This is a genomic window from Streptomyces olivochromogenes (assembly GCF_021538895.1).
GTDB lineage: Bacteria > Actinomycetota > Actinomycetes > Streptomycetales > Streptomycetaceae > Streptomyces > Streptomyces olivochromogenes_A.
In genome coordinates, this window is record NZ_JADDRL010000001.1 from 203,504 (window position 1) to 228,299 (window position 24,796).

A 24,796-nucleotide genomic window follows, 5' to 3' on the forward strand; every position below is an offset into this window, starting at 1 on the left:
GTGCGCTTGCCTGCCGTCACTTCGCTGCCGCGAGCAGTTGCGCCTCGCTCTCCTCGTACAGGCGCCGGTTCTCGCCGCTCCGGGCGGCGCGGCGTCGGTGGTCGAGGCGGCTGCCCAGCCAGCCGGCCAGATAGCCGACCGGGATGGAGACCAGGCCGGTGGACTGCATGGGGAACCAGCCGAAATCCGCCTTCGGGAAGACCGAGGCCGGAGTGCCCGAGACCGACTTGGAGAAGACCATCAGCACGAGTGCGCAGGCCGCGCCGCCGTACAGGCTCGCGAGCAGGCCGGTGCGGGTGAATCCGCGCCAGAACAGGGAGTAGGTCAGCGCCGGGGCCACGGCGGATGCCCCGATGCAGATCGCGAGCGTGGTCAGCACGGCCACGTCCCAGTTCTGGACCAGGGCGGAGAGCGTGATGGCGACGGCCCCCACGACCACGCTCGCCCACGCCGCGACCGTCATCTCCGTACGCGGCTCCGCCTGTCCCCGCCGCGCCGCGTGGGTGAACAGGTCGTGGGCGAGCGACGAGGCCGCGGCCAGGGTCATGCCGGCGACCGAGGACAGCAGGGTGATGAACACCGTGCCGGCCACAGCGGCGTAGAGAACCGTCGTGCCGCTGGAGCCGGCTCCGCCGCCGAAGGCCCGGGACAGCATGAGCACCGCGGTCCTGCCGTGCGGGTCGGCCGCGGTGATGTACCGGGATCCGACCAGTGCCGCCGCACCGGTACCCATGATGATCACGAGCAGGCAGAACGTCGTGACTGTGCCGACCGCCCAGGACATGGAGCGGCGTACGGCCGGGACGTCGCGCGCGGAGTACAGGCGCATCGTGATGTGCGGCAGGCAGGCGGCGCCGAGGATCACGGTGATCTGGAGACTGGCGAAGTCCAGCCGGTCCGCGGCGGAGGTGCCCAGTTGCAGGCCCTGCCGGAGGTAGGCCGGGCCCGTGCCGCTGCCGTTCTGGGCGGCCCGGATGACGTCGCCGAGGTTCCAGTCGAAGCGGTTCAGGACCAGCGCGGCGACGGCGAGGCTGGTGCCCAGCAGAAGCACGATCTTGATCATCTGGATGAGCGCGGTGCCGCGCATGCCGCCGATCGCCGCGTAGATGATCATCAGGCTGCCGACGAGGACGATGCAGGTCGTCCTGGCGCCCGGCCCGTGCGGGATGCCCAGGATGAAGGTGAGCAGCGATCCGGCCCCGGAGAGCTGGACGACCAGGAACGGGAGGGTCGCCATGAGCGTCACCACGCACGAGGCGATACGGACCGCCCGACCGGGGATGTTGCGGGCCAGGACGTCGCCCATGGTGAAGCTGCCCGCGTTGCGCAGGGGTTCGGCCAGCAGGAACATCAGCAGCACCAGCGACATGGCGGTGCTGACCGCCAGCACATAGCCGTCGTACCCGGCGAGCGCGATGATGCCGGTGGTGCTCAGGACCGTCGCCGCCGAGATGTAGTCGCCCGCGATCGCCAGGCCGTTCCTGAGCGGCGTGAGCGAGAGGTAGCCGGTGTAGAAGTTCGTCAGGTCGTCGCGGTCCGGTCCGGCCATCACGCACATCAGCAGTGTGAGCGTGGCCAGGGAGGTGAACAGGATCAGGACGGTGGCCTGTGTCCCGGAGCCGAAGTCGTTCATCGCCCCACCCCGGCTTCCCGGCCCGACCGGGCCGCCCGCTCCCTGACAAGCCGCGCCAGCGGGTCCACGGAACGCTCCGCACTGCGTCCGTACCAGAGGACCGCCGCGAAGGTGACGAGGAGCTGGATGATCCCGAGGGCCATGCCGAGGCTCAGCTCGCCGGCCACCTCGGCGCCCATCAGGTCCGGCGCGGAGCAGGACAGCACCACGTAGATCACGAACGAGCCGAGCGCGGTGAGCGTGGAGACCCGCCGCAGCACGCGGTAGGCCGAGCGGAGGGAGGCGAGCTCGGCGCTCTGGCGCTCGGTCTCGTACGCCTGCGGTTCACGCCGAGGGGCCTGCCCGAACGGGTCGTACGAGGGGTACGCGTCGAACGGGTCGTACGGGGAGGCGTCGTAGCGGTACGCGTCGGAGCGAGGGGCGTCGTGTCCGTACGACTCCTGCCACGGGTCGCGCCCGTACGACTCCTGCCGAGGGGCGTGGCCGTAGGGCTGGGACTGCGGGCGCGACTGCGGCCATCCCCTCGGTGCTGGCGGGGGATGCCGGTGGTCGTCGGCGTATGACATCGCGTGGCCTTCCGGTGCGGCGCTGATCCGTGGGGGGCGGGGAGAACGGCGTGGCGGCGCACGTTACCGACCGGTTGGAATGGCTGGTAAGACCGTTGGGCGTTACGTTTTCAGCTCGATCACGCATCCGGTTGGCTGCCGGCGGACCAGGTCACCGCGGGCGTGTGGCGAACGTCACGCGCCTCCTCGTACCTACTGGTCGGTATGGTCGCGGGTAGCCGCGAACGACAGGAGACACGATGTCTGCGACCAACCGTCAGATCCGTCTGGCAGCCCGCCCCGTCGGCGAAGTGAAGCCCGACGACTGGGAGCACTTCTCGGGACCCGTCGAGGAGCCGGGCCCGGGTCGGTTCGCGGGCCGGACGCGTGTCATCTCCCTGGACCCGGCCATGCGGGGGTGGCTGGACGACCGCCCCTCCTACCTGCCGCCCGTCGGCCTCGGCGAGGTGATGCGCGCCGGGTCGGTCATCGAGGTCACGGCGTCCAACCACCCCGACTTCCAGCCCGGCGACCACGTGGTGGGCACGTTCGGCGTCCAGGAGTACTTGATCTCCGACGGCCGCGGCGCCATGAAGATCGACACCTCCCTCGCCCCGCCCTCGACCTACCTCGGAGCGCTGGGCATGCCCGGCATGACCGCCTACTTCGGCCTGCTGGACGTCGGGGCGCTGAAGGACGGCGAGACCGTCGTGGTGTCCGGGGCGGCGGGCGCCGTCGGATCCATCGCGGGCCAGATCGCCAAGGCCAAGGGCTGCCGGGTCGTGGGCATCGCCGGAGGTCCGGAGAAGTGCGCGCTGCTCACCGACGAGCTGGGATTCGACGCGGCGATCGACTACCGCTCCGAGGACGTCAGGAAGGCGCTGCGCCAACACGCCCCCGACGGCATCGACGTCTACTTCGACAACGTCGGCGGAGAAATCCTCGACGCCGCCCTCACCCGCCTCTCGATGCACGCGCGCGTCGTGATCTGCGGCGCGATCAGCCAGTACAACAACTCCACGCCGGTGCAGGGCCCTTCGAACTACCTCTCGCTGCTGGTGCGCCGCGCTCGCATGGAGGGCTTCGTCGTCTTCGACTACGCCAAGCGCTACGCGGAGGCCGCGAAGGAGATCGCCGCCTGGATCGGCGCCGGCCACATCCAGGTCAAGGAGCATGTGGTGAAGGGCACGTTGGACGACTTCCCCGACACGTTCCAGATGCTCTTCCGGGGCGAGAACGTCGGCAAGCTCGTACTGGAACTGACCTGACCCGAGCCGACCTCGAACTCGCGCCGTGCTCAAGGCCTCTGGCGATAGAGGGCTTGAGCACGGGCGAGGTCCACAGGTCCGCCGCCCTCTCGAAGGTGCAGGAAGTATGCGGTCTGCCAGGTCTGAGTGGTACGGGCCTGGCGACTGCTCGTCATCACCCATGGCGGGTAGACGCGGAAGCCTCGCTTGCCGGCGGAGCCGTTCCGGGACATGATGCCGCGCTCGCACAGCACGTCCCGGGGGAAGACGAACTGACCGAATCCCTCATCGTCGTGACTGCTGATGACGAAGACATCCACGCCGTCGTCGGCGTCGAAGGGCCGGATGGGGCCCTCCGCGGACCGCTGCCACACGGTGACGAACTGACCGACCTTGGTCGGCGTCGTCTTGGCCGCACGGAACCGGACCGCGAGGCCGCCGACCGTGAACGCGTGAGCCGCGTACTCGGCACTCTCCGGTTCGGGCACGGGTGGCGAACAGGCGAGGCCGCACGGGTCGTACACCCATTCCTTCGCCGCCAGCAGATCACCGGGCAGCCCGGCCCACGACTCGTTCCTCACCATCGGGCCATCCTGCCATTGCGCCGTCACCTGGTCGGTCCGGCGCACGCCTCGCGCCGACTCCCCCGTCCTCCACAAGGAGCGTGGTCGGCGCGGAGACGGTGCCGGTCGTCCGAGGACGCGCGCGTGACATCCTGTGTCCGTGCTTCTGAGCGATCAGACGAACAGCGTCGTGCTGCGCCCTGTGGGCTATCAGTTCCCCGCGGCCCCCGGGAACAGGTACGACGACAACTGGCTGGTCATCGAAGGCGCGGTGACCACTCCTGAGGGCACCTGGTCCTTCACCGATCCATGTCTGCTCACCCACGAGGCTCGTGCGGTGGCGACCTGGCTGCGTGCGGTGGCGGCCGGGACGATGGCGGTGACCGAGCCCGACGCCGAAGGCTGGCTGTCCCCGGACACATGGTTCGTCGAGCCGGTCCTCGCCTTCAGCCTCGCCGATCAGAGAAACGACGGCGCTGTGATTCGCGTGCACCTGTCCATGGAGGCGGCTCCGCCCTGGCTGCGGGGTGAAGACCGCCCCGGCAGCTACCAGTTCACCGTGGAGCTGCGGGTCGACCCACCCGCGCTGCTTCGGGCGGTGGAGCAGTGGAATCTTGCGCTGGCTTCCTTCCCGTCCCGCTGAAGAAGTCGTCGACGACGTGGAGTTGACCGGCGCGGGCGGTCTCGTCGTAGACGTACTTGCCGACGGCGAGGTCGAGTACGCCCAGGCCGAAGGGTGAGAACACCACGGGCCGGTCGGTGGGGACGGTGACGCGCCCGGTCATGACGTCGGCGAGGGTGCCCCGCAGGAAGTCGCGGCTTCCGGTGAGCCGTTCGGCCAGGTGCGGGGAGGTGTCGGCCTTCAGACAGTGGTCGACGTCGTCGACGATGTTGGTCGAGCTGAGGATGATCTCGGGCGAGAGGTCACGCAGGGACACGTGCAGGACCAGTGGGTTGTGGTGGAACCACGCCGGGTCGCCGACGTGCGGCTCGCTCGCCACGGTGGCGAACACGACGAGATCGCTGGAGCGGATGAGCTCCTCGGCACTGTCGTGCACCGTGATCTGTCCGTCGGTGCGGGTCTGTTGGAGGTGGTCCCGGAACCCCGCGGCGCTGTCCCGGGACAGGTCGTGGACGCCGATCTCGTCGAAGGACCAGCCCGTGGCCGTCAGAAAGGCGTGGATGTAGCGGGCGATCAGGCCCGTACCGAAGAACCCGACCCGGGTGGGGCGTTGCCGGTCGCGGGTGAGACGGTCGGCGGCCAGCGCCGCGGATGCCGCGGTTCTCGTGGCGCTGATGATGGAGCTCTCCAGGCAGGCGAACGGGTAGCCGGTGTCGTGATCGTTGAGGATCAGGACGGCCGAGGCCCGCGGGATGCCGGACTGGACGTTGTCGGGGAAGCTGGAGATCCATTTGAGGCCGTCCACCGGCGCCTGCCCGCCGATCGAAGCGGGCAGGGCGATGATCCGGGAGGCGGGGCGGTCGGGGAAACGCAGGAAGTGGGAAGGAGGGTTGACCGACTCCCCGGCGGCGTGCAGCAGATAGGTGGCCTCGACGAGGTCCACGATCTGCGCTTCCCGGTCCCGCAGGGCGTGCTGGACCTGGGCGCCGGAGATCACTGCGAACGGCGGCACGGTGGGCGGCTGGGACATGGCGGGCTCCATCGCCGTGGAACGGGCGGGGGTCATCCGGGGCTCAACTCGTCGGCCGGGGGCCGGAAGGACTGGCTCAGTGGCTCGGCCATGGCGACGAGCACCTCACGTGGGCCTTCGTAGGCCTCCCTGCTGTGTGCCGTGCGCACATTGTCGACGAGCATCAGGTCACCGGCCCGCCACGGCTCGCGGGCGGTGTGGGTGGCGTACGTGTCGTTGAGGAGCCGGATGACGTCCGGGCCGATGGGATCGCCGCCGCCGAAGCGGGTGTTGAAGGGCAGCGACTCGGCGCCGTAGAGGTCGATGAGGTAGTCGCGGATTTCGGGTTCGATCGTCCATTCGTTGAGGAAGGCGATCTGGTTGAACCAGCAGGGGCGGCCGGTGACCGGGTGGGGCGTCACGGCGGGGCGGTGCTGGCGGGTGCGCAGGCCGCCGTCGGGTTGCCAGGCGAATTCGATGCCGGCCGTGCGGCAGTAAGCCTCGATGGCCGTCCGGTCGTCCGTGCCGAAGGCCTCGCCGTAGGAGGCACCGATCTCGTCGTTGTAGGTACGGCAGAGCAGCCAGCCCTCCCGTTCGAAGCGGTGGACCAGTTCGGAGGGCAGTGCCTCCAGCACGGTGGCCGCGTCGGCGATGGCGGTGGCTCCGCCGGAGGTGGGTGGGGTCAGGCAGGCGAACAGCATGAGGCCGGGTGGGTGGTGCGTGTAGCTGAGTTCGTGGTGCATGCACATCGGCTGGCTGGGTGGCCATGGCGAGGACGAGTAGACGCCCGGTGCGTAGGTCTGGCGGGGAGCGAAGGACTCCTTGTCGGTCATCAGCTCCACGCCCAGGCGCTGGAGGACGGCGCCGGCCTGGTCCGCATCGCGCAGGTGCAGGCCGCGGACGAGGAGCGCGCCGTGCTCGGTGACCAAGGTGCGCAGTGCGTGCCGGTGGTCGGCGGCCCAGGCCGGCGCGTTGTCGGGGGTGTCCACGTACAGGATCGGGGGCTTGCCGGGCTTCAGGTCCACCCTGAGGAGCGATGCGGTGATTGCGTAGGACATGGTGCCTTTCCTTTCGATGCGGTTCATGTGGCTCACGTGGTTCAGGAGGAGGTCATTGCTCGGGGTGCGCGGTGGTCGAGCCGGTCGCCGATCGGGTCGTCGAGCCGGTCGCTCAGCCTGTTGTCGACCACGGCGGCGAGGTCAGCGAGGACCGGGTGTGCCGTGACGTCCTTGAGGGACACGGCCCGGTCCAGGGCGATGGCGAGCTTCACCGCGGCGAGGGAGCTGCCACCGCGGTCGAAGAAGTGGTCGCGGCGTCCGACGCGGTCCTGGGGCACGCCGAGGACCTGAGCCCAAGCGGCCGCCAGCCGCTGCTCGGTGGGTGTGGCCGGTGGCTCGTGATCGACGTCGCCGGTGGCGAGTTGGCCGGCCAGCGCCGTCAGTGCCTTCTTGTCAATCTTGCTGTTGGCGGTCAGTGGCAGGCTTTCACGCCAGTGGAAGGCCGCCGGGACCATGTAGGCGGGGAGCGTGGCGGCGAGCCGTTCGGTGAGCGTTGCAGGGGCGACGGGCTTCGGGGCGGAGTAGAAGGCGACCAGGTGCTTGCTCTGACTCTGATCGGCCTGCTGGGCCTGCTGGCCCCGTTGGGCCTGTTGGGCCTGTTCGGCCACCACCACCGCACCGTCACGGACACCCGGGAGGCGGAGCAGGGCGTTCTCGATCTCGCCGATCTCGATCCGGAAGCCGCGGATCTTGACCTGGGCGTCGCGGCGGCCGAGGAACTCCAGCTTCCCGGAAGGATGCCAACGGCCATAGTCGCCGCCGAGGTAGAGCCGTGTGCCGGGGCGGCGCGGATCGGCCAGGTAGGCCGCTCGGGTGCGTTCGGGATCGTTGATGTACCCGCGACCGACGCAGACCCCGGAGAACGCGATCAGGCCCGGGGCGCCCAAGGGCACCGGCGCGAGGTGTTCGTCGACGACGTGGACGCGCACGTTGTTGACCGGGCGCCCGAGCAGGATGCGGTCCGGCGCGCGGTGCATGACGTCGTGGTTGGTGTCGTCCGAGGTCTCGGTGAGTCCGTACGCATTGACCAGCCCGATCCGGGGCTGCGCGGCGAACCAGCGCTCGGCCAGCTCGTTCTTCAGTGCCTCACCGGTGACCGAGACGTACCGCAGGTCGGGCAAGGCACGGGGGCGCTGTTCCAGCTCGGTCAGGACGGCTTCGAGGTACGAAGGCACGACCTGGAGGACAGTGGCCCTGCCGTCGGTGATGGTGTCGAGAAAGCGCGGGACGTCGAGGATGGTGTCCTGTCCGACCAGTAGGGTCCGCCCGCCGGTCAGCAGGGCACACAGCAACTGCCACAGGGAGATGTCGAAGCACTGCGGGGCGGTCTGCGCCACCACGGCGCCTTCGCCGATCCTCAGGTCGTCGATCTTGGCGAAGAGGTGGTTGAGGAGGCCCGCGTGTTCGCACATCACGCCCTTCGGCTCACCGGTGGAGCCCGAGGTGAAGTAGATGTACGCCAGTTGGTCGGGCGTGACGGGGACACCGAGGTCGTCGTCCGCGTGGTCTTCTTCGTACGCCTCTTCGATGAAGAGCCTCTCGACTCCGGGCCGCGAGGCCAGGGCCCGGTCGAGGGTGGTGGTGCTGCGGGGATCGGTCAGGACCAGAGTGCAGTCGGCGCGGGAGAGGATGGCGGCGATGCGTTCCGCGGGGAAGTGCGGCTCGATGGGGAGGTAGGCGCCTCCGGCTTTGAAGACCGCGATGACGGCGGCCAGCCAGTCCAGGTTGCGTTCGGTCACCACCGCGACGACCCCTTCGCGGGCGAGCCCGCGAGCGGCAAGGGCGCGAGCCAGCTGGTTCGCCCGGGAGTTGAGCTCCCTGTAGGTCCACTGCCGGTCGGCTTGTACGGCGGCGACAGCCTCGGGATGCGCCCGCACCCGCTCCTCGAACAGCTCATGCGCCCTCACACTCGGCAACTCACGTTTCTTTCCAGCCAGTTGCTCCCGCTGGAACCGCAGTTCCGCGGTGGACAGCAGGCTCTGGCGGGCGTGTTCGGCATCCGGGTCGGCGGTGATCAGAGCGAGCGCGGTCAAGTGATAGCCGGCGATGCGGGCGACGCTGTCGGCGTCGAGCCGCTCGGTGCGGTAACGCAGCCGCAGCACGAGCCGGTCGTCGTGGCGGGCGGGGCCCGCTGCCCGCACCTTGCGCATGCCCACGCACAGCGCGGCGTCCTCGGGGAGCTCCCCGTCGATCGCGGTGAGGTCGAGGACGGTCTCGGACAGCGGGCCGGTCAGGCCGAGTTCATGTTTCAGTCGGTCGAATTCCTCGACCGAAACGTCCTGGTGCGTCAGCAGTTCGGCGGCCGACTGGTGGGCGGTCCGCAGCAGTTCCCACCATGAGGCGGGTGCGGTGGTCAGGCGGCAGGGCAGCAGGCTGCCGTCCTCGGTGACGTAGCCGGTGGTGACGTCCTGCTCTCCGGACAGGGCCGCGAGCACCTTGGCATGGGCCGCCAGGAGAATCGAATCCACCGGTATCGCCAGTTCGTCCGCCAGCCTGCGCACCTTGGTGACGGTGCTTTCGGGGGCCTGCGTCTCGTACTGGCCCACGCCCGGCACCGGGTGGCGGGTCCAACGCGGGGCCGGGGTGAATCCGCCCGCGGTCAGGACGCCGCGCCAGTGGTCCAGGCCGCTTCGGGTGGGGCTCGGATGCGTTGTCATGGGATCGTTCCCTCTGCTTGTCGGTGGGGTGGCGGTGTCGACTACCGGGGGCTCAGGCGGCTACCGGGGCCTCAGGCGGCGGCCTGGCCGGCGTCCGGTTCCCGGGGGCCCGCGAAAGGCGGTTCGGCGCCCGGCAGTTCCCGGGCCGGGTTGCCCGCCCACTGGGCGTGCGGGGAGGTCTCCTCGCCCTTCATGAGGAAGGAGTCCGGGGCGAGCACAGCGCCGTCGCCGATCCGGACGCCGTAGTGGACGAAGGCGCCGACCCCGAGGGTGCAGCCGCTGCCGACGACGCTGCGGTCGGACTTGAACGCGCCGTCCTCCTGCGAGTGGCACTGGACCACGGTCCCGGCGTTCAGGGTGCTGTCGTCGCCGATGGTGACGAGGGTGCGTTCCGGGAGGAAGCAGCCGTCGTCGAAGACCCGCTTGCCGATCCGGGCCCCCAGCAGCCGCCAGACCATGTTCTTGAAGGGGGTGCCGTCGAAGGCCTGGATGTAGTCGACCGACGCCAGTTTCCAGAAGCGTTCGTGGCGCCAGAACGAGGGCTCGTAGATCGAGCAGTAGAGCGGCTGCTGCGCCTTGAATCCGGTGGAGGCCCGTTCGATCAGCGCGAAGTGGACGACGGTGAACCCGAGGGTGAGCACGCTGGCCACTGCGATCGCCAGGGCGCCGAGCGAGGGATAGAGGCCGGCCGCGCCCATGGCGACGAGGGTGATCACGAAGAGGTGGATGAACCGCGCCAGCAGGTAGAGGCCGGCGGTCACGGCGTTGTGCCTGTTCTTGGCCGCCAGACGGCGGCGCAGTTCGTCGCCGGTCTCCAGGTGGTTGAACCGGTTGTCCCGCATCACGGTGCGCGGGATCTCGAAGCTGGGCGAGCCCAGCAGGCCCACGCCCTCGCGCACCGGACCGTCGATGGGGACCAGGACCTTGGTGGCGAGCAGGCAGTTGTCGCCGGTCTTGCCCTGCGCGGGGTAGGCGATGCGGTTCCCGAGGAAGTTACGGGGGCCGATCGACGTACGGGAGACGCGGAAGGACGTGCTGGAGAAGTCGGCGTTCATGAGCGAGAGTCCGTCGGCGATCATGGTGCCGGTGCCGACGGAGCTCAGGTACGGGTTGTCGTGCTGGAACTCGGTGCCGAAGTTCGACCCGGTCTGCTCGACGCGGGACAGGTCGTAGCCGAGGTAGCGCAGGTAGTGGACGACGCCGGAGCTGTCGCCGAAGAGCGTGGCGAGGAACTTCCTGTTGGTGAGCAGCGTGATCGCGCGCTGGATGCCGTAGTGGAAGCCGTACAGCGGATAGTCCTTGCCGGGCTCGATGGCCCGGTTGAGGACACGCGGCACGGTGCCCACGACCAGGAGACCGGCGAGCAGGGAGCCGACGAGGACCACCAGGGAGGTGGCCAGGGCGTCGGCGTAGAACGCCGGGCTGGTCACCGGCCTGGGTTCCAGGAGGGTGTGCAGCTGGGGGACGCCGGCCAGCAGGATGCCTACGCCGCCCATCGTCAGGGGCAGCCACACCAGCAGCAGGCTCAGCAGTTGCAGGACGCCGTACGCGATCCTCTTCGGGGTGGGGCAGTCGGCGGGGGCGACCGTCCCGTAGTCCACGTCGGTCGGCTGCGCCGGCGAGCCGTGCCGGCGTTCGCCGGCGGGCACCGCCTGGCCGGCGTGCAGGGATGAGGCGTGGCCCAGCTGGGCCCCGTCGCCCATCGAGGTCTCGATGTCGAGGACCGTGTGCTCGCTGACGAGCACGTTGCTGCCGAGCGTGACCGGGCCGGTCTGGATCCGGCCGCCGTGGGCGCGGTAGCAGGACAGCAGGACGTCCTTGCGGATGACCGTGCCCTCCCCCACGGTGAGCAGGTCGGTACAGACCGGGATCGTGTGGGTGAGGATCGTGACGCCTCTGCCGATCCGCGCGCCGAACGCCCTGAGGTAGACCGTGTAGAGCGGTGAGCCGGTGAACAGGCGCAGGGGGCTGGTGCGGATCAGGGTCTTGACGACCCAGAAACGCAGATAGGCCGTGCCCCACAGGGGGAACTCCCCCGCTCGCCAGCGGCCGACAAGGGTCCACTTCGCCGCGATCGGCACCGTGCACAGGCCCACGAAGCCCACGGCCGCGCACAGGACCGACCGCAGGTAGAGGTCGAAGAGACCGGAGCCCTCGGAGATCCATGCGTAGCCTTCGGCGACGGCGAGGGCGGCGACGTAGGAGTAGCCCAGGAAGAACAGGAACTGCAGCAGTCCGCAGACCACGTATCGCCGGGTGGCGGCGCGGGCCCCGGCTCGGGTCTGCGGAGCGGCCGGTGGCGACGCCTGGGTAGCGGGTGCCGCCGCCTCCACGGCCACGGACGGCGACGGTACGGACGTGGCCACGGACTCGGCCAGCGCGGCGGCCAGGCTCCGGACGGTCGGGTACCGGTAGATGTCCTTCATCGAGACCGTCGGCAGGTCCTCCCGCTTCCTCACCCGCGCGCAGAACCGCGCCATGACCAAGGAGTCGGCGCCCAGGTCGTTGAAGAAGTGGCTGTCGGCCGGTACCCGCTCGACACGTACGACGCCGGCCAGCACCTCGGCCAGCAGCCTTTCGGTGCCGGTCGCCGATTCGGCCGCGCGTACATCCATGGTTTTGTCTGGCACGAGAACTCCTGGAGGACGTTTCGGTCAGCGTCGGTCGGTGCGCACGGATTCGTGACGCCCGCCTCTCCAGTAGGCCCGTCCGAGGTTTTCCTGTCCTGCCCCTGGAATTCGGAACTTGACAAAGAACATCGATCTTGATAACTCGCCGAATCAACCGCCGCAGGCGGCGCGCCGCGGGGCCGCGATGAATATGGGAAATCGGGGCGCATGTCAAGCCACGAATTTCGGTGGCATGACATCACCGCACGGAATTGGGCCTACTGGAGGCGTTCCGGCGAGCCGCGGCTCATTGTTCGAGGAGACGACCATGCCCGTCATATCCGCGCCCCAGGCCTTCAACGAGGACGATCTCTATGTCGACCTGGAGGGAATCTTCGAGCACCCGTTGTTCCTCAAGTGCGAGGGCTTCAATTTCGCCGGCTCGATCAAGATCAAGGCCGCTGCGGAAATGGTCGAGGCCGCCGAGCGTGACGGCCTGCTGACGCCGGGCTCGATTCTGGTCGAGTCGTCCTCGGGCAATCTGGGCGTGGCCCTGAGCATGATCGCGGCCAACAAGGGATACCGGTTTCTGTGCGTGACCGACACCCGCTGCAATCTGGCGACCAGGAAGATGATGGAGGCCTTGGGCAGCGAGGTCCACGTCATCACGGAACCCCATCCCGTGAGCGGTTTCCTCGGCGCGCGCATCGACCACGTGCGCGCGCTGTGCGCCTCCGACGACCGTCATGTGTGGCTCAACCAGTACACGAACCGCGGCAACGCCCTGGCCCACTACCGCAGGACCGCCCCGGCCATCGCCCGGCAGTTCCCGGACCTGGACGTGCTGTTCGTCGGGGCCGGGACCACCGGAACCCTGATGGGCTGCGCTCGCTACTTCCGCGAGTGGCACCGGCCGGTGCGCGTCGTGGCCGTAGACACCGTGGGTTCGGTGACCTTCGGCGGCGCTCCGGGCCGGCGGATGATCCCCGGGCTGGGCACCAGCAGGCGCCCCCCGCTGCTGGACGAGTCCCGGGTCGACGACGTGGTGCGCGTGCCGGAGGCCGACACCATCCGGGCCTGTCACCGGCTGGCCCGGCGTGGGTTCCTGTTCGGGGGCTCCACCGGCACGGTGGTCAGCGGCGCGATGGAGTGGCTGGCTCGTTGTCAGGGACGGGAGCCGACCGCCGTGGCCATCGCCCCGGATCTGGGTGAGCGGTATCTGGACACCGTCTACCAGTCCACCTGGGTGGAGGACCTTTACGGCGAAGACGTCCTCGAATCCCAGGCGTTGACCGTCGCCTCCTGAGCGGCTTGACCCCGTTCAGCCTGTGACGTTCCCCGGCCCCACCGCGGTCAGTGGGGCCGCAGGATCGGTCGGAGGTCGTCCAGGACGGCCGGGTCTTCGATGGTGGAGGGCATCGGAACGTCCCGGCCGTCGGCGATGCCGCGCATCGCCCTGCGCAGGATCTTGCCCGAGCGGGTCTTGGGCAGGGCGTCGACCACGGTCACGTCGCGGAAGGCGGCCACCGGTCCGATGTCCCGGCGCACTGCCGCGACCAACTCTTCGTGGAGCGTGGCCTCGTCCGGATGCGCGCCGGATTTGAGTACCACCAGACCGCGGGGCAGTTGACCCTTCAGCTCGTCGTGGACTCCGATCACCGCGCACTCGGCGACCGCCGGGTGCGCGGCAAGTACGGCTTCGATGGCGCCGGTGGACAAGCGGTGTCCCGCGACGTTGATGACGTCGTCGGTGCGGCCCATCACGAAGAGATAGCCGTCCTCGTCGAAGAAGCCGGAGTCGCCGGTGGTGTAGTAGCCGTCGTGCTGGGAGAGGTAGGCGTCGATGTACCGCTGGTCGTCGCCCCAGAGCGTGGGCAGTGAGCCCGGCGGCAGGGGAAGCCGGACCGCGATCGCTCCCTCCCGGCCGCGGGGCAGCTGTCCGCTCGTGGCGGGGTCGAGGACCTGGACGTCGAACCCGGGTACGGGCACGGTGGCCGACCCGGGTTTGGCGGGCATCAGTTCCAGTCCGCGCAGGTTGGCGGAGATGGGCCAGCCCGACTCGGTCTGCCACCAGTGGTCGATGACGGGTACGCCGAGGGTGTCGTGGGCCCAGTGGTAGGTGTCCGGGTCGAGGCGTTCTCCGGCGAGGAAGAGGGCCTCGAAGGCGGAGAGGTCGTAGCGCGCCGGCTCGGTGGCCTCCGGGTCCGCCTTGCGGATCGCGCGCAGTGCGGTCGGCGCGGTGAACAGCGCCTTCACACCGTGTTCGGAGACCACGCGCCAGAAGGCACCGGCGTCGGGGGTCCCGACCGGTTTGCCTTCGTAGAGCACCGTGGTGGCGCCGATCAGCAGGGGGGCGTAGACGATGTAGGAGTGGCCGACGACCCAACCGACGTCGGACGCCGCCCACCAGGTGTCGCCGGGACGGACGCCGTAGATGTTGGTCATCGACCAGGCCAGCGCGACCGCGTGACCGCCGTTGTCGCGCACGACGCCCTTGGGACTGCCGGTGGTTCCGGAGGTGTAGAGGATGTACAGGGGGTCGGTCGCCGCCACGGGCACGGGGTCGGCCGGCTTCGCGGTGGCGATCAACTCCTGCCAGTCGACGTCCCGTTCACCCAACTCGGCGCGTGCGGCGTCGCGTTGCAGGATCACGATGTGTTCCGGTTGGTGCCGGGTGGTCCGCAGGGCCTGGTCGACGATCTGCTTGTAGTCGACGATGCGCGTCGGTTCGATGCCGCAGGACGCCGCCACGACCACTTTCGGCCGCGCGTCCTCGATGCGGGCCGCGAGTTCCTTGGGGGCGAACCCGCCGAACACCACCGAGTGGACGGCCCCGATGCGGGCGCAGGCCAGCATGGCGATGAGGGTTTCCGGCACCATCGGCATGTAGACGATCACGCGGTCGCCCTTGGTGACCCCGAGTGCGGACAGCGCCCCGGCGAAGACGGCCACGGCGTCGCGCAACTCGGCGTAGGTGTAGGAGGTCTTGGTGCCGGTCACCGGGGAGTCGTGGATGAGCGCCGCCTGTTCACCCCGCCCGGCGGCCACGTGCCGGTCCAGGGCGTTGTGAGCCGTGTTCAGTTCGCCGTCCGGGAACCACCGGTACAGCGGCGCCCGAGAGTCGTCCAGGGCCCGGGTCGGTGTGCGGGACCATTCGATGGCCTCGGCCGCCTCCAGCCAGAACCCCTCCGGGTCGCTCAGGCTCCGGCGATGGGCATCCGCGTACTTCCCCATCAGGCACCTCCTCGTCGAATCGCCTCGGCGGTACGTCGTCGCGCGCCGTGGGCGGCGGTGAACAGACGAGGTCTGCTCCGCGACAGGCCGATGGGTCACCTCGTCGGGACGGCTGCGTCCCGTCTCGCGTCCTGCCCGATCAGCATCCCACCCCCGCGGCGTCCCGCGCGAGCAGGGTGGCGGCACGTCGCCGTCAGCGGGGCCAGTCCGGGGCGGGGTCCTCGGCCAGGAGGGGCCGGATGGCGCCCAGCACGGCACCGATGCACACGTCGCGCAGTTCGGCACGGGTGCAGGTCTCCTCGGTGAGCCAGTCCACGCACAGCACCTGGACGAACACCAGCCAGCTCTTCAGGACACCCGACACGGCGTCCCGGGTGCTGTCGTCGGAGAGCGGGAGCACGCCGAGCAGACGCTCGCGCAGGGCGTCGAGTTCGCCGGTGATGATCGTCTGGACCAGGCGGTCGCCTGCCAGGACACGGTTGGCCGCCAGGACGGTGTTGCGGTTCTCCGCGAAGTACTCGATGTGGGCGTCCAGGCCTTGGGCGAGCTGTTCGACCAGGGTCTCGGCGGGGTCGAGCCGGGTCTGGGCGAGCAACTGGTCGGCGGCCTGCTGGTAGAGCGCGGCGAAGAGGTCCCGCTTGCTCGCGAAGTGCCGGTAGAGCAGCGCGCGGGAGACTCCGGCGCGCTCGGCGACGTCTTCCATCAGCACTTCGTCGTACGGCTGCGCGGCGAAGAGCCGCGCCGCGACGGTGAGGAGTTGGGCGCGGCGTTCGGCGGGGCTGAGCCGCTGACGGGGAGGCACGCCTCGCAGCTTACTTGACACATGTCTACTAAGAGGCCCTAGCTTAGTTGACACACGTCTACTAACTGGGGGATGACGTCATGACCAAAGCCAAGGCACTGCGGGGACTCGCCGTCGCGATGGGGTACGCCTGCATGGCGATCGGGCTCTTCCATGTACTGCTCGGCAACGCGGCGATCCCGGGTGAGGGCTCGGCCGGGGCGACCGTCGACAGCCTGGGGCGGTTCTTCGGCGCGATCTTCTCCGGCTACGGCCTCACCTGGCTCTGGGCGGCCCGGCGGTCGCCGATCCCCGCGGCGGCGGTGCGGTGGCTGGCCGCCGTGTTCCTGCTGGGTGCCGTCGGGCGGTTGCTCTCGCTCGCCGCGGTCGGGTGGCCGCAGGCGTTCCAGATGGTGCTGGGGGTCGTCGAACTGACCCTGTCCCCCGTGTTCTTCTGGCTGGCGGACGCCGAGGAGAAAGCGCTTGAGGTCCCGACCGGGGGCGAATCCGTAGGCCGGCACGCGTGAGGTGAGCGCGCGGGGGCGGACCGGCGAGGGCGTGCACGGTATTGACATGCCCCAAACAAGCGGGTGAGATGTGGTGGCTTTCGTTCGTCCGTGTTTGAACGTGTGAAGTGTGATCGCGTGTTCCCGTGTACCACTCACCCCCCTCGGAGCCGCACGTGTCTGCCGAACGACGCGTACACAGAAGACAGTTCGCCATAGCCGTGGCCGCCCTGTGCCTGGCCGTCCCGACCCTGATCGCCGCCAGGCCCGCCGCGGGCACGGCGGCGACGCCGACGGCCGCAACCCCGACGGACGCGGCCACGTCGGCGGCCGGGCCCGCCGTCGACAACGGCCTCGCCCGCACCCCGCCCATGGGCTTCAACAACTGGAACTCCACGCACTGCCGGGCCGAGTTCAACGAGGACATGGTCAAAGGCATCGCCGACGCCTTCGTCTCCCTCGGACTCAAGAACGCGGGCTACACGTACGTCAACGTCGACGACTGCTGGGCGTTGCCCAACCGGGACGCGAACGGCAATCTCGTGCCCGATCCGGTCCGGTTCCCCCACGGGATCAAGGCGGTCGCGGACTACGTCCACGCCAAGGGCCTCAAGTTCGGGCTCTATTCCAGCGCCGGCACCAAGACCTGTGACACACAGGGCTTCCCCGGCGGGCTCGGCCACGAGCAGCAGGACGCCAACCTGTGGGCCGACTGGGGCGTGGACTACCTCAAGTACGACAACTGCAACAACACCGGCGCGGACGCCAAGCAGCGGTACAAGGCCATGGGGGACGCGCTCAAGGCCACCGGCCGCCCGATTCTCTACAGCATCTGCGAGTGGGGCGAGAACCGGCCCTGGAACTGGGCCGCGCAGTACGGGAATTCGTGGCGCACCACCGGCGACATCTCCGACTCCTGGTCCAGCATGATCGGCATAGCCCACCAGAACCAGTCCCTGGCCCCGTACGCCGGGCCGGGCGGCTGGAACGACCCCGACATGCTGGAGGTCGGCAACGGCGGTATGACCGACACCGAGTACCGCACCCACTTCAGCCTCTGGGCGCAGATGGCGGCGCCGCTCCTGATCGGCACGGATCTGCGCAGCGTGTCGTCGGCGTCGCTGGACATCCTGAAGAACAGCGACGTCATCGGCATCGACCAGGACCCGCTGGGCCGGCAAGGCGCGGTGGTGTCGTCGTCCGGCGGTCTCGTCGTGATGTCCAAACCGCTGGCGGACGGCGGGCGTTCGGTGACGCTGACGAACGAGAACGGCACCGCGCGGACGGTGTCGACGACCGCGGAGGCCGTCGGCCTGGGCGGGGCGACGTCGTACTCCCTCAAGGACCTCTGGTCCAGGCAGGAATCCACGACGACCGGTGCGATCAGCGCGTCGGTGCCCGCGCACGGCACGGTGATGTACCGCGTGACACCCGGCACGCCCCTCCTGCCGCCCACCGGCATCCATCAGCTCAGCGACCTGCCGTGGACCTCGGCGGCCAACGGCTGGGGCCCGGTCGAACGCGACCGCAGCAACGGCGAGCAGGGCGCCGAAGACGGCCGCACCCTCACCATCAACGGCACCACCTACGCCAAGGGCCTCGGCACCCACGCCCCCGGCGACATCACGTACCACCTGGGCGGCAAGTGCAAGTCGCTGCGCGTGGACGTCGGCGTCGACGACGAGTCGACCGCGGGCGGGTCCGTCGCCTTCCGGATCTACCGGGATGCGACCAAGGTCGCGGACAGCGGCGTGCGGACGGCCAATGATCCGCCGGTACGGCTCACAGCGGACCTGACGGGCGGGACGACGCTGCGGCTCGTCGTGACCGACGGCGGCGACGGGATCGACTACGACCACGCGGACTGGGCCGACGCCCGGCTCGCCTGTGGCGACGGTCCGACGGCCGGCGCGCACGCGCTCAGCGACCTGTCGTGGGCCTCGGCGACCAACGGCTGGGGCCCCGTCGAACCCGACCGCAGCAACGGCGAGAAGGCCGCCGGAGACGGCCACACCCTCACCATCAACGGCACCACCTACGCCAAGGGCCTCGGCACCCACGCCGCCAGTGACGTCACCTACTACCTCGGCGGCACCTGCTCACGCCTGACCGTGAACGTGGGCGTGGACGACGAGGCGGGCGGGACCAACGGGTCCGTCGTCTTCCGGCTCTACCGGGACGACACGCTCGTCGCGGACAGCGGCCGTATGACGGGCGCGGACGCGGCCAAGTCGCTCTCCGCGGACCTCACCGGCGGGATCGAACTCCGCCTCGCCGCCACCGACTCCGGAGACGGCCTCAACTACGACCACGCCGACTGGGCGACACCACAACTGACCTGCGCGTGAACGGAAACGCTATCCTCTCCCCCCGGCACCACGCGTGCCGGGGGGCTCGGACGTCCCGCCACCGGTCTGGACCTGTCCGAGAACCCGGCCCTATATTGCTGGCATGTTCCGGTCAACAAGACCCGCACGGCTCCGACGCCGAGCCGCTCTCGCCGTTTCCCTCGCCCTGACGGGCGCCGCGCTCGGCATGCTGACTCCCGGCTCCGCCTCGGCGCAGCCCTCCACGTCGACCGACGCCTTCAACAGCCTGACCGCGCAGAGCCATCCGGACTGGATGGGCGGCGTCGACGGCGCGCTGAGCCTGGGCCGTCTGTCGGTCCCCGGCACCCACGACACCCTGGCCATTCACGGCGGTTGGCTCTATCCGTCGGCGTACGAGACCCAGGAGAACCACGGCGACGGCGCGGCGACCCTCGGCGCACAACTCGACGCGGGCATCCGCGCGATCGACATCCGGGTACGGGTGGTGGGCGGGGCCTTCGCCATCCACCACACCAACGTCTACCAGAACGCCAACTTCGACGACGTCCTCTCCCGGGCCCGCGACTTCCTCGCCGCGCACCCCACCGAGACCGTCCTGATGAACCTGCACGGTGAGTGCGACGGGGACACCACCGAGGGCGGCAGCGGCAGCACGTCGATCGGGCACTGCGCCGACGACCCGTCCAACACCACCGCCGCGGACCGTATGCGCGTCTTCCGCGACTACCTGGCCCGTTACCCGGGGCTGTTCTACGCGCCGACGGTGACCGGGACCTCCACCGCCGACATGCCCACCCTCGACCAGGTGCGCGGCCGCATCGTGCTGACCCGGTTCACCGGGCCCCGCGGCCAGGTCTACTCCGGCTACGGGCTCACCCAGTTGACGAGCGGCGACTGGGGCCACTACGTCACCGACGACTGGGGCCAGTGCGATCTCGGCACCAAGTGGAACGGGGTCAGGGACAATCTGGCCGAGGCCGCCGGCGACTCCTCGGGCGCGATGTACGTGACGTACACCTCGGCCAACTGCACACCGTCCGGGGCGACTCCGGCCGACATGGCCGGCGGGTACGGCGGCGGCACCGGGATGAACCAGCGCACGCTGGACTTCCTCGGCGGAGGCTCCTGGGGCCACACCGGCATCGTCATGACCGACTTCCCCGGACACGCCCTCATCGCGGCGCTCGTCCGCCACCAGCCCGGCGGCGTGTCCGGATACGCGCCCTCGGGTCTGTCGGGCAAGTGCCTGGACGCGTACGGCGGTTCCGGCGCGAACGGCACCAAGGCCGACGTGTGGACGTGCAACGGCAGCGCCGCCCAGTACTGGACCGCCGCCCCCGACGGCACCCTGCGCATGGGCGGTGCCTGCCTCGACGTGACCGGCGGGGACACCGCCGACGGCACACCGGTGGAACTGTGGACGTGCACCGGCGGCGCGAACCAGCGTTGGACCCAGGGTGCGGGGGGCCGGCTGGTCTCGGAGCAGTCCGGCAAGTGCCTGGACGTTCCGGGGGCATCGACGGCGGACGGGACCCAGCTGGTGATCTGGCCCTGTCACGGCGGAGCCAACCAGCAGTGGCACCTGCGCTGAGCGGGGCGGCGGGGGAATCCCCCGCCGCCCGCGGTGTCACAGCTGGAGCTGGACCGGCAGATGGCGGGGGCCGCGGAGCATGGCGTTCTGCCGGTAGGGCGGCGGATCCTGGACCAGGCGGGCCGTGCTCAGGTGGGGCAGCAGCGCACCGAGCGCGGTCTCCGCTTCGAGGCGGGCGAGCGGGGCGCCGAAGCACAGGTGGATACCGCTGCAGAAGCCGAGGTGCTCGTTGTCCGGACGGGTGGGGTCGAACCGGTCGGGCTCGTCGAACCGCCGGGGGTCACGGTTGGCCGACGCCAGCGCCAGGATGACCGACGTACCGGCGGGGATCGTGGTACCGGCGACGTCGATGTCGGCGAGGGGGACCCTCTCGCGCATGTGGACCGGGGGTTCGTAGCGCAGCAGTTCCTCCACGGCGTGCGGCAACAACTCGGGTTCGCGCCGTAGTTGCTCCACGTGCTCGGGTTGGCGCAGCAGGGTGAGCACGCCGTTGGTGATCAGGTTGACCGTGGTCTCGTGTCCCGCGATGAACAACAGCACGGCCGTCTCCGCGAGTTCCTCGCGGGTGAGGCGCAGGGCCGGATCGGGCTCGTTGACGAAGGCGGAGAGCAGGTCGTCGGTCGGGTGGTCGCGGCGCCGCTCGGCGAGGTCCAGCAGGTACCCGCCCATCTCGATCCGTGCCTGGTCGCCCGCCCGGTGCCGCTCGGTGGGGTCCTCGTCCGTCCGCACGTCGGCGGAGGTGACCAGGGTGTCGGACCAGGCCCTGAGGAGCGGTTCGTCCTCGCGGGGTACGCCGAGCAGGCGGCAGATCACCGTGACGGGCAGCGGGTAGGCGAAGTCGTCGACGATGTCGATCTGTTGCCCCGCCGGAAGGGCCTCCATCAGCTCCTTGACGATCTCGGCGATCTCGCCCCGCATGCCGTCGATCCGGCCCGGGCTGTGCGGCGGGCCGAACGGCCGCATGGCCAGGGTGCGCAGCCGGTGGTGCTCGGGGTCGTCGAGCCGCAGGAACGGCGGCTTGGCGGTCACCTCGGACGGAGTGGGAGCGGTGCGCGAACGCGGATCGGCACTCATCCGAGGGTCGTGGAGCAGAGCGGCGATCTCGTGGTACGTGCCGATCAGGTACGTGCCGTCGGCCTGGCGCACCACGGGACCGGCCTCGCGGAGCTCCGCGTACAGCGGGTAGGGGTCGGGGCGGTTGGCATAGTCGGTGATCCGGGCCAGCAAGGTGTCGGAGGCCATGGCGGCTCCTCGTGGTCGGGCGGGACGAGGGTCAGCCGACGGGCTTGACCACCGTCAGTCGGCGATCGGGCAGGTATCCGGTGAGGGCCACGGTGGGGCCGTGGGACAGGACCTTCGGATCCGGCACGTCGGACGGAATCGCGACGTCGGCCGCGATCGCGCGGTCCGCCGCGCCGGGCGGGGGCGGGAACGGAGCCGCGGTCTCGATCAGGTGCTGGTAGTAGTCGATCGCCTTGGCCATGTCGACGGTGACCGCCGCGGTGACCCGGCCCTGGTAGCCGTAGACCACCGCCAGCCGGCGCGCCTCCAAGGAGCCCTGGGCGATCACCACGTGGTCGGAGAAGGTGGGCACGCCGACCGACTTGATGTTGAGCCCGAACTGGGTCGACCAGAACGTCGGTACGGCGAGGTGCGGGCGCCGCAGGGGCCCGGGGCTGACCATGTTGTGGGCCGCGACCTCGGCCTGCGCGACCGCGTTGCCCCAGTGCTCCAGGGAGAGCATCTGGTACCCGAACAGCGGGTGCGGGAACCGGGAGACGTCCCCCGCCACGAAGACGTCGTCGGTGACGATCCCGTACATGTTGAAGGCCCGGCATCCGGCGTCGCAGGCGATGCCGCGCGGGCCCGCCGCGAGTCCGGACTCCGCCAGCCACTCCACGTTGCGGACCGCCCCGAGCGCCACGACGCACACGTCCGCGTCGACGCGGCTGCCGTCGGACAGGTCCGCACCGGTGAACCGGCCGTTCCCGTCCCCGTGCAGGGCGGTGACCGTCACTCCGCAGCGCAGATCCACGCCGTGGTTGCGGTGCATGCCGACCGCGAGCTTCGACAGCGTCCCGCCGAGCGCGCCCACCAGCGGAGCGGGCCCGCGTTCGGCGACCGTGACGTCCAGTCCTCGTTCCCGGCAGGCCGAGGCGATCTCCGAGCCGGTGAAGCCCGCGCCGATCACCAGCACCCGCGTCGGGCCGGCGGCCAGCCGCTCGGCCAGCCCACCGGCGTCGTCACTGGTACGCAGGGTGAACACCCCGTCCAGCGCGGCTTCCTCGGGGTTGGGCCAGGGCCGGGCCCGGGTTCCGGTGGTGATCAGCAGCCGGTCGTACGGCAGTGACTCGCCGTCCGCCAGCAGCACCCGCTTGTCGAGGGGGTCCAGGCCGGTGGCGGCCACGCCGAGCCGCCAGTCGGCGACCGGGTCCCGGCGCATCGGCAGCGCCGTGGAGTCCGCCGCCGCCTTGCCGAGCAGTACCTGCTTGGACAGCGGTGGCCGGTCGTAGGGCGGATGGGGCTCGTCCCCCACCACGGTCAGTGAGCCGGTGAAGCCCTCCTCGCGCAGCGTCTCCGCGGCCCGGAGCCCGGCCAGCGACGCGCCGACGATGACGATGCGGCCGTCCCTCGGATCACCGGGCACCCTCGGTCACCGCCTCTCCTACGAGGATGGCCCGGACCGGGCAGGCCGCGGCGGCCTGTCGCACGCGCTCGTCCTGGTCGGCCGGGACGGTGGGGGCGTACAGCAGCCCCTCCTCACCGTGCAGCTCGAACACCTCCGGCGCGTGGAAGACGCACTGGGCGTAGCCCTGGCAGCGCGTGAGGTCCACAACGATCTGCATGGACGGCCACTCCCTGAGTCGTAGCAGTATCCCCTTTTGCCCCCCTTCATCCTTTTCTACGCCCGTATCGCGACGAGTGCGCGCTGTAACCGCGCCGCGGGCACTCCCATGGAGCACCTTCCCTTCGGGTGGTCCACACGGTATAGTTCAAGTTTCAATGAATGGGTGGTGGCGAGAGGAGGCCGCACCATGGCGGAGCTTCGGCTGGCCGACACGGTCGGCATCCTGCGTCGGCCCGGCCTGCGGCCACGGCACACGAGCGCCGGACTGGGCTGGGACCGGCTGTACCTGTCCGCTCAGCAGGAGCGGCCCTACCGCGCCGAATTCGATCCGGCCCCCACGCACCTGCTCATCCTGCACCTCAACGGTCCGGTCACCGTCCGTCGCGGGACACGGCCGGGCGTCCAGTCACGGACGGTCCCCGCCGGTGGACTCTTCCTGCAGCCCGCCGGACGGACGCTGGCCGTCGAGCTCACGGGCAACCTGGACACGATCCACGCCTACCTCGCGGACGAGGCCCTGCACGAGGCCAACGAAGGCCGGCCCGTTGAGCTGTCCGAGGAGCTCGGGGCCACGGACCCGCTCGCCGAACAGCTGATGCTGGCGCTGGACACCGCGCTGCGGCGCTGGGAACCGTCGGCCCGTACCTACATCGACCACCTGACCGGAGCGCTGGCCGCGCAGCTGGTGCACCGGCATGCCGCCGGCGTCGCCGCGCCGCGGGCCGGTCACTCCGGGCTGTCCACCCGGCAGCTCGACGCCGTGCGCGAGCTCATGGAGCAGCGGCTGGACGAGCCTCTGCCGATCGCGGAGCTCGCCACCGTGGCCGCGCTGAGCCCCAGCCAGTTCACCCGGCGGTTCCGCGCGAGCACCGGGCAGTCGCCGCACCAGTTCCTGCTCAAGCTGCGCCTCGATCATGCCTGCCGCCTGCTGCGGACGGGATCCGACGCGATCGGCCAGGTCGCCGTCGAGTGCGGGTTCTCCCATCAGGAGCACCTGACCCGCGTGATGCGCGCCAAGCTGGGCACCACTCCGGCGGCTCTGCGCCGGGCTGGCTGAGAGCCGTCGGGCGGGCACGGGACTGCGAGCGCAGGACGGGGGCTGTACGACGGACGCCTGCCGAGAACCGGGCACAGGGCGCCTGCGCGGACCCATAGGCCGGACGCCTGCCCGGCCTCGCACGCCGTGCGCCAACCCGGCCCCTTACGCGGCGCACATGCCCGACCCGGCATGCCGCGCGCTCGCCGGACGGGGCCTGCACGACGGACGTCTGCCGAAACCGGGGCGCAAGGCGCCTACGCGGACCCATAGGCCGGACCCTCGCCCGGCCCCGCACGCCGCAGGCCCGCCGGACGGGGCCCGTACGACGGATACCCGCCGAAACCGCGGCGCATGACGCCCGTGCGGACTCATAGGCCGGACGCCTGCCCGGCCCCTTAGGCCGCGCAGATGCCCCTGCCCCCGCACGCCGCAGGCCCGCCGGACGGGGCCCGTACGACGGACGCCTGCCGAAACCGGGGCGCATTACGCCTGCACGGACCCATAGGCCGAACGCCCGCCCGGCC

Annotated in this window: 18 protein-coding genes and 2 pseudogenes; 8 read left to right on the forward strand and 12 right to left on the reverse strand. The window is 70.3% G+C overall.

Features of this window, described 5'->3' with window-relative positions; all coding sequences use genetic code 11:
- Positions 1 to 16: 16 nt before the first annotated feature.
- Positions 17 to 1,633, reverse strand: coding sequence for a sodium/solute symporter (locus IPZ69_RS00990; protein ID WP_235451667.1), 1,617 nt, complete (start codon positions 1,631 to 1,633; stop codon positions 17 to 19).
- Entirely contained in the window at positions 1,630 to 2,199 is a 570-nt protein-coding gene (locus IPZ69_RS00995; RefSeq protein WP_235451668.1) for a DUF485 domain-containing protein, read from the reverse strand. The genes IPZ69_RS00990 and IPZ69_RS00995 overlap by 4 nt, the downstream gene beginning before the upstream one ends.
- Before the next feature lie 239 nt (positions 2,200 to 2,438).
- Between IPZ69_RS00995 and IPZ69_RS01000 the strand changes: the two genes are divergently transcribed.
- A complete protein-coding gene (locus IPZ69_RS01000) occupies positions 2,439 to 3,446 on the forward strand; it encodes an NADP-dependent oxidoreductase (protein ID WP_235451669.1) in 1,008 nt (335 codons plus the stop codon).
- A gap of 29 nt (positions 3,447 to 3,475) precedes the next feature.
- On the opposite strand, the gene IPZ69_RS01005 is transcribed toward IPZ69_RS01000, so the two are convergent.
- Positions 3,476 to 4,009, reverse strand: a complete 534-nt coding sequence (locus IPZ69_RS01005; RefSeq protein ID WP_235451670.1) for a MepB family protein — start codon at positions 4,007 to 4,009, stop codon at positions 3,476 to 3,478.
- 139 nt (positions 4,010 to 4,148) lie between these two features.
- Here IPZ69_RS01005 and IPZ69_RS01010 point away from each other — a divergent pair, with 139 nt between their 5' ends.
- Entirely contained in the window at positions 4,149 to 4,631 is a 483-nt protein-coding gene (locus IPZ69_RS01010) for a WapI family immunity protein (RefSeq protein WP_235451671.1), read from the forward strand.
- Here IPZ69_RS01010 and sbnB read toward each other — a convergent pair.
- The 4 genes from sbnB to IPZ69_RS01035 form a co-directional block, all read right to left on the reverse strand.
- Positions 4,543 to 5,640, reverse strand: a complete 1,098-nt coding sequence (gene sbnB / locus IPZ69_RS01015; protein WP_374292517.1) for a 2,3-diaminopropionate biosynthesis protein SbnB — start codon at positions 5,638 to 5,640, stop codon at positions 4,543 to 4,545. The genes IPZ69_RS01010 and sbnB overlap by 89 nt on opposite strands.
- A 32-nt stretch (positions 5,641 to 5,672) precedes the next feature.
- Complete coding sequence (locus tag IPZ69_RS01020; RefSeq protein WP_235451673.1) at positions 5,673 to 6,677, reverse strand: TauD/TfdA family dioxygenase; 1,005 nt, start codon at positions 6,675 to 6,677, stop codon at positions 5,673 to 5,675.
- Between the two features lie 41 nt (positions 6,678 to 6,718).
- Entirely contained in the window at positions 6,719 to 9,334 is a 2,616-nt protein-coding gene (locus tag IPZ69_RS01025; protein WP_235451674.1) for a non-ribosomal peptide synthetase, read from the reverse strand.
- Positions 9,335 to 9,405: 71 nt separating this feature from the next.
- Positions 9,406 to 11,949, reverse strand: a complete 2,544-nt coding sequence (locus IPZ69_RS01035; RefSeq protein WP_308407414.1) for a Pls/PosA family non-ribosomal peptide synthetase — start codon at positions 11,947 to 11,949, stop codon at positions 9,406 to 9,408.
- A 322-nt stretch (positions 11,950 to 12,271) separates the two neighbouring features.
- Between IPZ69_RS01035 and sbnA the strand changes: the two genes are divergently transcribed.
- Positions 12,272 to 13,249, forward strand: coding sequence for a 2,3-diaminopropionate biosynthesis protein SbnA (gene sbnA, locus IPZ69_RS01040; protein ID WP_235451675.1), 978 nt, complete (start codon positions 12,272 to 12,274; stop codon positions 13,247 to 13,249).
- Positions 13,250 to 13,296: 47 nt separating this feature from the next.
- On the opposite strand, the gene IPZ69_RS01045 is transcribed toward sbnA, so the two are convergent.
- Both IPZ69_RS01045 and IPZ69_RS01050 read right to left on the reverse strand, forming a co-directional pair.
- Entirely contained in the window at positions 13,297 to 15,177 is a 1,881-nt protein-coding gene (locus IPZ69_RS01045; protein WP_235451676.1) for a propionyl-CoA synthetase, read from the reverse strand.
- Between the two features lie 193 nt (positions 15,178 to 15,370).
- Complete coding sequence (locus IPZ69_RS01050; RefSeq protein WP_235451677.1) at positions 15,371 to 15,979, reverse strand: TetR/AcrR family transcriptional regulator; 609 nt, start codon at positions 15,977 to 15,979, stop codon at positions 15,371 to 15,373.
- An 80-nt stretch (positions 15,980 to 16,059) separates the two neighbouring features.
- On the opposite strand from IPZ69_RS01050, the gene IPZ69_RS01055 reads away from it, so the two are divergent.
- From IPZ69_RS01055 to IPZ69_RS01070, 4 genes and pseudogenes are all read left to right on the forward strand, one after another.
- Positions 16,060 to 16,485 (forward strand): DUF4345 domain-containing protein, encoded by a 426-nt coding sequence (locus IPZ69_RS01055; protein ID WP_235451678.1) that lies wholly within the window; start codon positions 16,060 to 16,062, stop codon positions 16,483 to 16,485.
- Positions 16,486 to 16,679: 194 nt separating this feature from the next.
- Positions 16,680 to 18,353: pseudogene (locus tag IPZ69_RS01060) on the forward strand (NPCBM/NEW2 domain-containing protein); the annotation flags it as partial.
- 36 nt (positions 18,354 to 18,389) lie between these two features.
- A pseudogene (locus IPZ69_RS01065) lies at positions 18,390 to 18,812 on the forward strand (NPCBM/NEW2 domain-containing protein); the annotation flags it as partial.
- 103 nt (positions 18,813 to 18,915) lie between these two features.
- On the forward strand, positions 18,916 to 20,385 hold the full coding sequence (locus tag IPZ69_RS01070) for a lectin (RefSeq protein WP_235451679.1): 1,470 nt from the start codon (positions 18,916 to 18,918) through the stop codon (positions 20,383 to 20,385).
- A gap of 36 nt (positions 20,386 to 20,421) precedes the next feature.
- Here the strand turns inward: IPZ69_RS01070 and IPZ69_RS01075 are convergent, their stop codons facing one another.
- The 3 genes from IPZ69_RS01075 to IPZ69_RS01085 are packed head-to-tail and all read right to left on the reverse strand — an operon-like array spanning position 20,422 to position 23,231.
- Positions 20,422 to 21,627: a cytochrome P450 gene (locus IPZ69_RS01075; protein ID WP_235451680.1), complete on the reverse strand. Its 1,206-nt coding sequence runs from the start codon at positions 21,625 to 21,627 to the stop codon at positions 20,422 to 20,424.
- Between the two features lie 31 nt (positions 21,628 to 21,658).
- A complete protein-coding gene (locus tag IPZ69_RS01080; protein WP_235451681.1) occupies positions 21,659 to 23,032 on the reverse strand; it encodes an NAD(P)/FAD-dependent oxidoreductase in 1,374 nt (457 codons plus the stop codon).
- The gene (locus IPZ69_RS01085; RefSeq protein WP_235451682.1) at positions 23,022 to 23,231 is read right to left on the reverse strand and encodes a ferredoxin; all 210 of its coding nucleotides are present in this window, start codon (positions 23,229 to 23,231) and stop codon (positions 23,022 to 23,024) included. Before IPZ69_RS01085 ends, IPZ69_RS01080 begins: the two co-directional genes overlap by 11 nt.
- Positions 23,232 to 23,420: 189 nt before the next feature.
- Here IPZ69_RS01085 and IPZ69_RS01090 point away from each other — a divergent pair, with 189 nt between their 5' ends.
- Entirely contained in the window at positions 23,421 to 24,290 is an 870-nt protein-coding gene (locus IPZ69_RS01090; RefSeq protein WP_235451683.1) for a helix-turn-helix domain-containing protein, read from the forward strand.
- Positions 24,291 to 24,796: the final 506 nt, after the last annotated feature.

What these genes read in the sequence shown, in the direction of transcription:
- IPZ69_RS00990 (WP_235451667.1), bottom strand. Translation starts at nt 1,633, where the DNA reads ATGAACGACTTCGGCTCCGGGACACAGGCCACCGTCCTGATCCTGTTC.
- IPZ69_RS00995 (WP_235451668.1), bottom strand. Translation starts at nt 2,199, where the DNA reads ATGTCATACGCCGACGACCACCGGCATCCCCCGCCAGCACCGAGGGGA.
- IPZ69_RS01000 (WP_235451669.1), top strand. Translation starts at nt 2,439, where the DNA reads ATGTCTGCGACCAACCGTCAGATCCGTCTGGCAGCCCGCCCCGTCGGC.
- IPZ69_RS01005 (WP_235451670.1), bottom strand. Translation starts at nt 4,009, where the DNA reads ATGGTGAGGAACGAGTCGTGGGCCGGGCTGCCCGGTGATCTGCTGGCG.
- sbnB (WP_374292517.1), bottom strand. Translation starts at nt 5,640, where the DNA reads ATGTCCCAGCCGCCCACCGTGCCGCCGTTCGCAGTGATCTCCGGCGCC.
- IPZ69_RS01020 (WP_235451673.1), bottom strand. Translation starts at nt 6,677, where the DNA reads ATGTCCTACGCAATCACCGCATCGCTCCTCAGGGTGGACCTGAAGCCC.
- IPZ69_RS01025 (WP_235451674.1), bottom strand. Translation starts at nt 9,334, where the DNA reads ATGACAACGCATCCGAGCCCCACCCGAAGCGGCCTGGACCACTGGCGC.
- IPZ69_RS01035 (WP_308407414.1), bottom strand. Translation starts at nt 11,949, where the DNA reads ATGGATGTACGCGCGGCCGAATCGGCGACCGGCACCGAAAGGCTGCTG.
- sbnA (WP_235451675.1), top strand. Translation starts at nt 12,272, where the DNA reads ATGCCCGTCATATCCGCGCCCCAGGCCTTCAACGAGGACGATCTCTAT.
- IPZ69_RS01045 (WP_235451676.1), bottom strand. Translation starts at nt 15,177, where the DNA reads ATGGGGAAGTACGCGGATGCCCATCGCCGGAGCCTGAGCGACCCGGAG.
- IPZ69_RS01055 (WP_235451678.1), top strand. Translation starts at nt 16,060, where the DNA reads ATGACCAAAGCCAAGGCACTGCGGGGACTCGCCGTCGCGATGGGGTAC.
- IPZ69_RS01070 (WP_235451679.1), top strand. Translation starts at nt 18,916, where the DNA reads ATGTTCCGGTCAACAAGACCCGCACGGCTCCGACGCCGAGCCGCTCTC.
- IPZ69_RS01075 (WP_235451680.1), bottom strand. Translation starts at nt 21,627, where the DNA reads ATGGCCTCCGACACCTTGCTGGCCCGGATCACCGACTATGCCAACCGC.
- IPZ69_RS01085 (WP_235451682.1), bottom strand. Translation starts at nt 23,231, where the DNA reads ATGCAGATCGTTGTGGACCTCACGCGCTGCCAGGGCTACGCCCAGTGC.
- IPZ69_RS01090 (WP_235451683.1), top strand. Translation starts at nt 23,421, where the DNA reads ATGGCGGAGCTTCGGCTGGCCGACACGGTCGGCATCCTGCGTCGGCCC.